At 32.7% G+C, this 10,134-nt stretch carries 13 protein-coding genes; 2 read left to right on the top strand and 11 right to left on the bottom strand.

Annotated features, from left to right (window positions below):
• On the top strand, positions 1–2,049 hold a 2,049-nt coding region (locus tag RT99_RS15025), incomplete at its 5' end, for a hybrid sensor histidine kinase/response regulator (RefSeq protein ID WP_042565571.1).
• On the opposite strand, the gene RT99_RS15020 is transcribed toward RT99_RS15025, so the two are convergent.
• The 6 genes from RT99_RS15020 to RT99_RS14995 all read right to left on the bottom strand — a co-directional run bounded on the left by RT99_RS15020 (position 2,046) and on the right by RT99_RS14995 (position 5,165).
• On the bottom strand, positions 2,046–3,395 hold the full coding sequence (locus RT99_RS15020; RefSeq protein WP_042565570.1) for a sigma-54 dependent transcriptional regulator: 1,350 nt from the start codon (positions 3,393–3,395) through the stop codon (positions 2,046–2,048). The two genes, RT99_RS15025 and RT99_RS15020, sit on opposite strands and share 4 nt — an antisense overlap.
• Positions 3,396–3,523: 128 nt before the next feature.
• Positions 3,524–3,820, bottom strand: a complete 297-nt coding sequence (locus RT99_RS15015; protein ID WP_042565569.1) for a hypothetical protein — start codon at positions 3,818–3,820, stop codon at positions 3,524–3,526.
• Between the two features lie 5 nt (positions 3,821–3,825).
• On the bottom strand, positions 3,826–4,125 hold the full coding sequence (locus RT99_RS15010; protein WP_042565568.1) for a PepSY-like domain-containing protein: 300 nt from the start codon (positions 4,123–4,125) through the stop codon (positions 3,826–3,828).
• 33 nt (positions 4,126–4,158) lie between these two features.
• Positions 4,159–4,449 carry a hypothetical protein gene (locus RT99_RS15005; protein WP_042565567.1) on the bottom strand — a complete coding sequence of 97 codons (291 nt, stop codon included), beginning with the start codon at positions 4,447–4,449 and terminating at the stop codon, positions 4,159–4,161.
• A 50-nt stretch (positions 4,450–4,499) separates the two neighbouring features.
• Complete coding sequence (locus RT99_RS15000) at positions 4,500–4,796, bottom strand: hypothetical protein (protein ID WP_042565566.1); 297 nt, start codon at positions 4,794–4,796, stop codon at positions 4,500–4,502.
• Positions 4,797–4,868: 72 nt separating this feature from the next.
• Positions 4,869–5,165 carry a hypothetical protein gene (locus RT99_RS14995; RefSeq protein ID WP_042565565.1) on the bottom strand — a complete coding sequence of 99 codons (297 nt, stop codon included), beginning with the start codon at positions 5,163–5,165 and terminating at the stop codon, positions 4,869–4,871.
• A gap of 398 nt (positions 5,166–5,563) precedes the next feature.
• Here RT99_RS14995 and RT99_RS14990 point away from each other — a divergent pair, with 398 nt between their 5' ends.
• Positions 5,564–6,169 (top strand): hypothetical protein, encoded by a 606-nt coding sequence (locus tag RT99_RS14990; RefSeq protein WP_042565564.1) that lies wholly within the window; start codon positions 5,564–5,566, stop codon positions 6,167–6,169.
• A gap of 32 nt (positions 6,170–6,201) precedes the next feature.
• Here the strand turns inward: RT99_RS14990 and accC are convergent, their stop codons facing one another.
• From accC to RT99_RS14965, 5 genes are all read right to left on the bottom strand, one after another.
• Complete coding sequence (accC, locus tag RT99_RS14985) at positions 6,202–7,551, bottom strand: acetyl-CoA carboxylase biotin carboxylase subunit (protein WP_042565563.1); 1,350 nt, start codon at positions 7,549–7,551, stop codon at positions 6,202–6,204.
• Positions 7,552–7,661: 110 nt separating this feature from the next.
• On the bottom strand, positions 7,662–8,147 hold the full coding sequence (accB, locus tag RT99_RS14980; protein WP_042565562.1) for an acetyl-CoA carboxylase biotin carboxyl carrier protein: 486 nt from the start codon (positions 8,145–8,147) through the stop codon (positions 7,662–7,664).
• A 23-nt stretch (positions 8,148–8,170) separates the two neighbouring features.
• Positions 8,171–9,169 (bottom strand): beta-ketoacyl-ACP synthase III, encoded by a 999-nt coding sequence (locus RT99_RS14975; protein WP_042565561.1) that lies wholly within the window; start codon positions 9,167–9,169, stop codon positions 8,171–8,173.
• 172 nt (positions 9,170–9,341) lie between these two features.
• The gene (rpmF, locus tag RT99_RS14970; protein WP_031455170.1) at positions 9,342–9,536 is read right to left on the bottom strand and encodes a 50S ribosomal protein L32; all 195 of its coding nucleotides are present in this window, start codon (positions 9,534–9,536) and stop codon (positions 9,342–9,344) included.
• Positions 9,537–9,545: 9 nt separating this feature from the next.
• Positions 9,546–10,088 (bottom strand): DUF177 domain-containing protein, encoded by a 543-nt coding sequence (locus tag RT99_RS14965; RefSeq protein WP_042565560.1) that lies wholly within the window; start codon positions 10,086–10,088, stop codon positions 9,546–9,548.
• Positions 10,089–10,134 lie beyond the last annotated feature (46 nt).

The raw sequence follows: 10,134 nt of genomic DNA, 5'->3' as shown, positions 1-10,134 counted from the left end.
AAAAACAAAGCAGAAGACGAAGTTTCGGTAAATACGGCGATTGACGAGATTACCAAAATGGAGTTTAAACTGCGCAAATTAGAACTTCAGGATTTTACCAAAAACCCAAATGATCTTGGTAATTATCAGCGAAATGTATTGCAGAAATATGTTGATTATCTTAATCAAAATATTCCCGATGACAGCACCAATACGTTGAGTAAACAAGCTTCGGATTCTATCTTGGCCAATTCAAAAAAACTGCTTAGTAATGTAAAACTAAAAGCAGAAAAGAAAAAAGAGTCTTTGAATTTTGAAGAAAATAAACTCTTGAAAAATGAGATTGCAATTTCGGAACAACTTAGAAAAGTGCTTCGAATTATCGAAAGGGAAATCATCATTAATTCTATTAAAAACAATTCACTAAAAGAAAAATCATTAAAAAAGGTCAATGAGATTGTTACGGCCTCGGCTATAATTGGTTTGATTTTAACGCTGTTTTTCTCCGTTTTAATTGTTAGTGATTATTCAAAATCACAATTATATAAAAAACAGCTTGAGATTGCTAATTTTAAAACCAAAAATCTGCTAAAAAGCCGCGAACAATTGATTTCGACAGTAAGTCACGATTTAAAAACGCCATTAAGTACAATTGTTGGCTACACGGAACTTTTAGGGAATTCTGATGTAAACTCGAAGCAATCCTATTTCGTAAAAAACATTAAAAATTCATCTGAATATATTTCGCAATTGGTTCAGGATTTATTGGATTTCTCTCAAATTGAGGCCGGAAAAATCACAATCGAAAAGGTACCGTTTTACTTGCCTGAAATTGTTGAAGATGTTGCTAAAAATATCCAGACGGTTTATAAACAAAAAGATATTGAACTGATTATTAATGTTGATGAAAAACTGAACACTAAAGTAGTTGGAGATCCTTTCCGCTTAAAACAAATTCTGACCAACATTATTGGAAATGCTTATAAATTTACTGAAGAAGGTTTTATAAAAATAAGTGCTTTTGCAGATATTGAAGATCCTTTTTTTATTATAACAATTGAAGATTCGGGAATAGGAATTGAGAAATCGAATCAGAAACTGGTTTTTGAAGAATTTGCTCAGGCGAATGAAAACATCGAAAAGAAATATGGCGGAACTGGCTTGGGTCTGGCAATTTGCCAAAAAATAATATCTATTCTAGGCGGAACTTTAAATCTTGAAAGCACTTTTGGAAAAGGAAGTACTTTTGAAATTAAACTGCCATTATTGTTTGACACCAGTCAGAATGCAATTCCTGAAATTAAAAAACCTGCTTTTATAAATAATAAAAAATTTACTTTTATTGTTATCGACGACGATATTAATTTGCTGAATTTAACGAGTGGTGTTTTAAAACAGGAAAAACATAAAGTTCTATCTTTTGACAGAGCAACAAAAGCGTTAGAAGCTGTTTCAAACACGAATTTCGATTTTATTATTACTGATATTCAAATGCCGGAAATGGATGGCTTTACGTTTATTAAAAAATTGAGAAATTATAATTTTTCAACCTATAAAAACCAGCCGATAATTGCACTTACAGGGCGAACTGATTTGGATTTATCCGTTTACACCGAAGCAGGATTTACGACAGTAATTAAAAAACCCTATTCGCCAAAAGTATTACTACAGACTATTCAACATATTTTAGAAAACAAAGATATTCTAACTACTGAAGTTAATGAAGTGGAACCAAATTCAGCTCAATTCTATTCATTAGAAACTTTAAAAGAATTTTTAGGAAATGACGATGATGCACTAAAAGATGTCATTGTATCATTTGTTGAAAGTACTGATGAAAATATGGTCTTTTTAGAAAAAGCAATAGCCCAACAAAATATAACAGAAATCAATACAATTGCTCACAGAATTGCTCCAATGTTCAGGCAAATTCAGGCAAATGAAATTGGAAATATTCTTAAAAACCTGGAAAGAAAAGATTTAGAAAGTGAAGGTTTAGAAAATATTCTCGAAAGCTTAAAAATCAAGACCGAAACTCTTTTCACATCTTTAAAACAAGAAATTGTTTAATCGATGTTGTATTGCTTCAATTTATTGTAAAGTGTTTTTCTGGTAATTTTAAGCAATTTTGCTGCTTCCGATTTGTTATTTTGCGCTTTTGATAAGGCATAGATAATGGCTTCTTTTTCATTTTCAGACAATGAAAAATTACCTGTATTTGAACTTTGTTTTTGAATTTGAAAAAACTCTGCAGGCAAAACATCGCTTTCTATAAAATCACCACGAGATAATAATGTGGCGCGTTTTACACAGTTTTGTAATTCGCGTAAATTTCCGGGCCAGCTGTATTTTTGAAAAATATCGACCACTTCCGGCGAAAATCCGATAATTTCTTTGTTCAGTTGTTGATTGGCTTTCTCCAAAAAATAATCGGCAAAAACCATTAGATCTTCTCCCCTGTCTGTTAATGATGGAGACTGAATTGAAAATTCGTTTATTCTATGGTATAAATCTTCACGGAAATCTCCGTTTTTAACGGCTTCGCGTAAATCTTCATTTGTTGCAGTAATGATTCGAATATCAACATTAATTTCTTTATTGCTACCAACAGGTTTGATTTTACGTTCCTGAAGCGCTCTTAAAAGCTGTATTTGATTTTCGTAGGACAGATTCCCTATTTCATCTAAAAAAAGAGTTCCTCCGTTAGCAGCCTCAAAATAGCCCATTTTATCGCTAATAGCTCCGGTGAAAGATCCTTTCAAATGCCCGAAGAATTCACTTGCGGCTAATTCCTTTGGAATTGCTCCACAATCGACTGCAATGAAATTATTATTTTTTCTATTGCTTTGCTGATGAATGCTTTTGGCAATGATCTCTTTCCCTGTCCCACTTTCGCCGATAATTAAAACAGACATATCCGTTGGGCTTACCAATTGAATGTGATCGAGCAATTTTTTTGAAGCAACAGAAATTCCTTTTACGAATTCATTTTCAGAAGAAGTTGTTTGTTTTCTTGGTGCTTTTTTTTCTTTTGAGGGAGTTTCTTCTGTTGTTATTTCGCTTTGCAGGGCATTTGTAATAACTAATAAAACCTCATCAGGATTAAAAGGTTTTGAGATATAATCGGCAGCACCATTTTTGATTGCTTTTACCGCTGTATTAACATCTGAATATCCGGTCATTAAAATTACAGGAATATCGGGGTAAGAATCCTTAATTTCTTTCATAAGTCCGATACCGTCAGAATCAGGCAAACGAAGATCTGTCAAAATTAAATCGAAAGATTCTTTTTTGATCGCTAATCTTGCTTCTTCTGCTGAGAATGCAATAGTTACTTCATATGCTTTTTTTAATAGAAATCGTTCTAATAATTTGCAAAATGAAATGTCATCTTCTATTAATAATATCTTTGGCATCTGTTTTTTGGGACTTTTCTGCTAAAATAATACTATTAAAGTTGTATTTTCATAAAATTTTGCAAAAAAAAAGAGATTGTTTCCCAACAATCTCTTTTTCACCAAAAACATAAATCTAATTCACCTAATTATATTTTTAACCAGTTACCATTGACATCTGAAAAAACAGTAGCCTTTTGGTCTTTTACCGATATTTCTAGTTTGTATTCTTTTTTATCGTTTACATATGCTTTTACTACTTTCGCTCCCGGGTAAGCAGTTTCCAAGGCTGTTTTAACAGCCGTAGGAACCGCATCGGCGCTGATTTCTGTATATTCGGCTTGTATAGCAACTTCACTTTTCACTATTTCAGATTGTAAAGTTGTGGTTGCGTAAATAGATAAACTTGCTAAAACGATCGCTACTGAAAGGACAATCTTTTTCATGATAATTATTTTTTAATGATGTTTCCTTCAGCATCTGCAAATACAGTATACTTTTGATCTCCTTTTGAGATTTCAAGTTTATATTCTTTCTTTTCGTTAACATATGCTTTTTCAAGTTTTGTTCCCGGAAAAGATTTTTCAACCGTAGACTTTACTGCGGCAGGCACAGCATCAGCACTAACTTCAGTAAATTCATCCTGAATAGTTACTGATTGATTCATTGAATTTGTTATTAACGGAACAGTAGCTGCATTTACAGTTAAACTTCCTAAAACGATTGCTGTGGATAATAGTAACTTTTTCATAGTGATTGTTGTTTGGGTTGATGTTAATTTATATTATTTTTTAAGGATTGTTCCTTTTTCGTCTGTATAAACAATAGACTTAACATCTCTAACGCTGATTTCGATTTTGTATTCTTTTTTTGCGTTTACATATGCTTTTTCAAGCTTTACGCCTGGATATGCATTATCTAAAGATGTTTTAACTGCTGCCGGAACAGCGTCGATTTCTTTATATTCGTCTTGAAAATTTACTGTTTTAATATTTGAATTTAAAACGACAGTATTTCCTGCTTGCATCGACAATGTTCCCAGAACAATTGCCGCTGATAATATTAACTTTTTCATAATAATAGTTTTTTAGTGTAATTTATAACCTAAGTCGTTGGTTAGTCGACTTATTTTTTAATCCAAGATCCGTCTGCATTAGCATAAAGAGAACCTACTTTGTCTCCCACAGTGACATCTAATTTATACTCAGATTTTGTGTTTTTATATGCTTTTGAAAGTACTGCATCCGGATAAGCTTTTTTCAGAGCTTCTGTTATAGGCGCCGGTACTTCTTCAAGTTTAATTTCAGTATAATCATCCTGAATTGAAATTGTTTTAACGATTGTATTTGAAATTGGAGAAGTTGAAGCAAATGATGTTAAACCTCCCAAAACGATTGCGGCTGATAAAAATAGATTTTTCATAATAGTCATATTTTAATATTTGTAATTTTATTTTAGTATTCTTAATTTGAATAAACATAAAAGTCTATTAAATTATTTTTTAATCCAGGTTCCATCTGCATTAGCATAAAGAGAACCAACTTTGTCACCTACTGTAACATCTAATTTATATTCTGATTTTGCATTTTTGTATGCTTTTGAAAGTACTGCATCCGGATAAGCTTTTTTCAAAGCATCTGTAATTGCAGCAGGAACTTCTTCTACCTTAATTTCTGTGTATTCGTCCTGAATAGAAATTGTTTTTACGATTGTATTTGAAATTGGTGAAGTTGAAGCGAATGATGTTAAACTTCCCAAAACGATTGCGGCTGATAAAAATAAATTTTTCATAATGTGTATATATTTAATAGTTAATAGTTGTTTACGCTTTAGATAATGAAATAACTATGCCGTAACAAAATGATAATCGCTTAATCTCTGTAAAAGCCTGTTTTTAAAGACATTTAGGCGCATGTGCCAAAATTCAGTAAATTAAAAAAGTGTGTAATTGATTGGTATTGTGTGTAAAAAGTATACACAAATTGTGTATATTACTGATTTGAAAAAGAAAAGGGAATTCAACTATTCAATTTAAACAAAAGAGTAAACTAATATTATTTTTGAATTTGATTAAGTGGATATTTTATTTTGTAATCTATTAATAATCAAATTAATCCTATTAAACTTGTAAGTTATTTACCAATCACTATATTTGCAAATAATATTTTTCTTACATATAATAAATAGAAATGAATAAAAACAACTTTTCAGAGATAGCTGAAATTCCTCTTTTGGAAACCCAAATTAATGTGACCAACAAAGAACAATATATTTTAATGATGGAAGCAATTGCCCTTACATCGTTTAAGAAAAGTAAATATATTTTTCCAGCAATATTCTTTGCTATATTATTCATGTTGACATGGAATTTGGCATATAATACAACTTTAGGGCAAATTGTTATGACAGTTTCAATTGCTGTGTTTGTTATAAGTACAGTAATGAGTATTAAGTTTTTATTAGAGCGCCTATCTTTTATTAAATCTATTCCTAAAAAAGCAGAAAAATTACAATATCCTACTTCATTTGTCTATCAATTTTATAAAGATGGGATATATACAAAAAATGTTGACCTGGAAAGTTTTTTTAATTATAATTCTTTTCAGTCGATTGGTGTTTACAAAGAAGGAATTCAATTTCTTTTTCGATTTAAAAACTCTAGTATTGGTTCAAAGTTATATACAACTTATAAAGTAGGCTCTTTTTGGATGCCTTTTTCAAGTTTAGGAGAAAAAGAAGTACAGGAAGTGATCGTGTTTATAAAAGAATTAAAAGAAGTTCATATCCATAATTAAAAAAGGCTGCCAAATCTGACAGCCTTTTTATATTATTCTTCTATGGGTTTCATTTTAAAAGTATCCATAAATGCAGTTGTATAATCTCCTGCAATATATCTCGGATCATCCATTAATTGTCTGTGGAAAGGTATTGTAGTTTTAACACCTTCGATAACAAACTCATCCAAAGCTCTGCGCATTTTGCTGATAGCCTCTTCACGAGATTGTGCCGTAGTAATTAATTTAGCGATCATCGAATCGTAATTTGGCGGAATAGTGTAACCAGAATACACGTGAGTATCTAAACGAACTCCGTGACCTCCCGGCATATGAAGCGTAGTAATTTTTCCTGGTGAAGGACGAAAATCATTATAAGGATCTTCAGCATTAATACGACATTCGATAGCATGTAATTCCGGTAAGTAGTTTCTACCTGAAATCGGAATTCCGGCAGCCACCATAATTTGCTCACGAATCAAATCATAATCAATAACTTGTTCTGTGATTGGGTGTTCTACCTGGATACGTGTATTCATTTCCATGAAGTAGAAGTTTCTGTGTTTATCAACCAAAAATTCTACAGTTCCTGCACCTTCGTATTTAATAAACTCAGCAGCTTTTACAGCAGCCTCACCCATTGCAGTACGCAATTCATCTGTCATGAATGGCGAAGGAGTTTCTTCAGTTAGTTTTTGGTGACGACGTTGTACCGAGCAGTCTCTTTCAGAAAGATGACATGCTTTTCCGTATGAATCTCCAACAACCTGAATTTCGATATGACGTGGTTCTTCAATAAGTTTCTCCATGTACATACCATCATTTCCAAATGCCGCAGCAGCTTCCTGACGTGCACTTTCCCAAGCTTTCAATAACTCTTCTTCTTTCCAGACAGCACGCATTCCTTTTCCACCACCACCAGCAGTTGCTTTAAGCATCACCGGGTAACCAAATTCTTTAGCTAATTTTTGTGTTTGTTCGAAAGATTCTAACAATCCTTCAGAACCTGGTACACATGGAACTCCTGCCGCTTTCATTGTTGCTTTTGCAGAAGCCTTATCTCCCATTCTGTCAATCATTTCAGGAGCGGCACCAATAAATTTGATTCCGTGTTCCTGACAAATTTTTGAGAATTTAGCATTCTCAGAAAGAAATCCATATCCTGGATGTATTGCATCTGCGTTTGTAATTTCGGCAGCGGCAATGATATTTGACATTTTCAAATACGATAAGTTACTTGGAGGAGGACCAATACAAACCGCTTCATCAGCAAACTTAACATGTAGACTTTCTGCATCGGCTGTAGAGTAAACTGCTACAGTTTTGATTCCCATTTCTTTACATGTACGAATTACACGAAGTGCAATTTCTCCTCTATTCGCAATTAATATTTTTTTAAACATCTTACTTTAATTAGATAATTAGACAATTCGATCATTAGATAATTTTAGATGATTAACAAAATTTCTATTGCGAACCAGTCTAAAATCTAAAATCTAAAATCTAAATTTATTTATGATGGATCAACTAAGAATAAAGGTTGGTCAAATTCTACAGGAGACATATCGTCTACAAGAATTTTTACAATTTTACCTGAAACTTCTGATTCGATTTCGTTGAATAATTTCATTGCTTCAATTACACAAAGAACATCACCTTTTGCAATAGTGCTTCCTACTTCAGTGAAAACTGGTTTGTCCGGAGATGGTTTTCTATAAAAAGTACCAATGATTGGTGATTTTATAGTAATATATTTCGAATCTTCAGCCGGAGCAGATACTTCGCTAGTTACATTTACAACAGCTGGAGCTTGTTGAGGAGCAACTGCTTGTGGTAATTGCGCTTGAGCAGGCAATTGTTGTACATAAGTAGTTTCAGTAACATTTCCTTCTAAAGTTGTTCTAATAGTGATTTTCACATCATCCATTTCCAACTTTACTTCTGCAACTCCCGAATTTGCTACAAATTTGATTAGGTTTTGAATTTCTTTTAAATCCATAATGATTCGTTTTTAGTTTTAATTTATTTTTTATCGTAAGCCCATTTCAAATAGATAGATCCCCAAGTGAATCCTCCACCAAAAGCGGCAAAAATAATATTATCTCCTTTTTTCAATAAGTGTTCAAAGTCGTGTAGTACTAATGGCAAAGTAGCTGAAGTTGTATTACCATATCTTTCGATATTCATTAACACTTTAGAATCATCAAGATTCATTCTTCCTGCAGTTGCATCAATAATACGTTTGTTTGCCTGATGAGGCACTAACCAATTTACATCTTCATTAGTCAAATTGTTTCTTTTTACGATCAATTCGCTTGCATCAGCCATATTGGTAACAGCAAATTTAAAAACGGTTTTCCCGTCCTGAATAATATTGTGCTGTCTGTTTTTTACGGTTTCTTCTGTAGTAGGTATTAAAGAACCACCGGCAGGGATTTTAAGATAGTCGCGTCCTTGCCCATCGCTTCGTAGGTATTCATCTTGCAAGCCTAAGCCTTCATAATTTGGTTCGAATAAAACAGCTCCTGCTCCATCTCCAAAAATAATACAAGTTGATCTGTCTGTATAATCTACAATTGATGACATTTTATCGGCACCAATTAATAGTACTTTTTTGTATCGACCTGACTGCACATATGCTGCAGCAGTTGACATTCCGTATAAGAAACTTGAGCATGCGGCTTGCAAATCATATGCAAATGCATTTGTAGCTCCAATTTGTGTAGCAACATAAACTCCTGTAGAGGCTACCGGCATATCTGCTGTAGCTGTTGCCATGATTACCATATCTATCTCTAGCGGATCGATATTAGCTTTCGCGATTAAATCTTGTGCTGCTTTTATAGCAAGAAACGATGTTCCTTTATCAGCATCTTTAAGAATTCTTCTTTCTTTAATTCCGGTACGAGTGGTAATCCATTCGTCATTGGTATCTACCATTGTTTCTAACACTTTGTTCGAAAGAACAAAGTCTGGAACATAGCCTCCAACAGCGGTAATTGCGGCTGTGATTGTATTCATTATATTCTATTATTTCCTTCCAAATATTATTATTTGAAAAATTTTTAAAAGACTTGAAAAGTACAAAAAAAAACGAAGCGAATTTGTATCTATTTTCTTAAAAACCGAAAATTATAACCAACAAAAAAAACTCTCACTATGTGAGAGTTCTAGTATAATTTACAAAAACGTATTAAGCAACCGCTTCAGATTTATCGATAACAACTTGCCCTCTGTAATACATTTTACCTTCATGCCAGTAAGCTCTGTGGTATAAATGTGCTTCTCCAGTAATAGGACATGTAGCGATTTGAGCTACAGTAGCTTTATAATGTGTTCTTCTCTTATCTCTTCTTGTTTTCGAGATTTTTCTCTTAGGATGTGCCATTTTACTATATTATTTATCCGTTAATAGTTTCTTTAGTTTGTCCCAACGCGGGTCAATATCTTCTTCTTGTTTACTCTCTTCTTTTTGTTCTTTTACTTTTAATTCATTCAGTTTGGTTAAAGCTTCACTTTGTAAAGTTCCGTCTTTAACTCCCGGATGAACTCGTTTTAGCGGTACCGAAAGCGCAATCATTTCATAAATGTATTGTTCAACATCTATTTCATGCTCACCATGCGGCAGAATTAAAAGCTCTTCGTTATCATTATTGAATTCATCTCCAAAGCGAACAATCAATTTCATTTTCCCTTTTATAGGAAGATCAAAATCTTCGCCTGTTAGATCACAAGGTACATTTACAGTTCCTTTGTGTTTGAATTCCAACTCTAACATGTTGCTTTTCTTATCTAAAACTAAACTCACTTTGATATCCGAACTTTGAAATTCGTCGTAATCAAAGTTCTCAAAGAACGCATTACTTATTTGATACTCAAAATGGTGTTTTCCCAGCTTTAATCCAATAAATGGAATTAAAAATTCTTTTGTTTTGCTCATTTCAACATCAATTTGTCCTCTTCATATCTAAACTAGATATCCGAAT

The organism is Flavobacterium sp. MEB061, assembly GCF_000834715.1.
In the GTDB taxonomy this organism is placed as follows: Bacteria; Bacteroidota; Bacteroidia; order Flavobacteriales; family Flavobacteriaceae; genus Flavobacterium; species Flavobacterium pectinovorum.
The sequence above is the reverse complement of the archived record's forward strand: the minus strand, read 5'-3'. Positions and strand labels throughout refer to the sequence as shown.

Coding starts and splice junctions, on each gene's coding strand:
- rpmF (WP_031455170.1), bottom strand. CDS start 9,536: ATGGCACATCCTAAGAGAAAAATCTCGAAAACAAGAAGAGATAAGAGA.
- RT99_RS14975 (WP_042565561.1), bottom strand. CDS start 9,169: ATGAATACAATCACAGCCGCAATTACCGCTGTTGGAGGCTATGTTCCA.
- RT99_RS15020 (WP_042565570.1), bottom strand. CDS start 3,395: ATGCCAAAGATATTATTAATAGAAGATGACATTTCATTTTGCAAATTA.
- accC (WP_042565563.1), bottom strand. CDS start 7,551: ATGTTTAAAAAAATATTAATTGCGAATAGAGGAGAAATTGCACTTCGT.
- accB (WP_042565562.1), bottom strand. CDS start 8,147: ATGGATTTAAAAGAAATTCAAAACCTAATCAAATTTGTAGCAAATTCG.
- RT99_RS15000 (WP_042565566.1), bottom strand. CDS start 4,796: ATGAAAAATCTATTTTTATCAGCCGCAATCGTTTTGGGAGGTTTAACA.
- RT99_RS15005 (WP_042565567.1), bottom strand. CDS start 4,449: ATGAAAAAGTTAATATTATCAGCGGCAATTGTTCTGGGAACATTGTCG.
- RT99_RS14990 (WP_042565564.1), top strand. CDS start 5,564: ATGAATAAAAACAACTTTTCAGAGATAGCTGAAATTCCTCTTTTGGAA.
- RT99_RS15015 (WP_042565569.1), bottom strand. CDS start 3,820: ATGAAAAAGATTGTCCTTTCAGTAGCGATCGTTTTAGCAAGTTTATCT.
- RT99_RS14965 (WP_042565560.1), bottom strand. CDS start 10,088: ATGAGCAAAACAAAAGAATTTTTAATTCCATTTATTGGATTAAAGCTG.
- RT99_RS15010 (WP_042565568.1), bottom strand. CDS start 4,125: ATGAAAAAGTTACTATTATCCACAGCAATCGTTTTAGGAAGTTTAACT.
- RT99_RS14995 (WP_042565565.1), bottom strand. CDS start 5,165: ATGAAAAATTTATTTTTATCAGCCGCAATCGTTTTGGGAAGTTTAACA.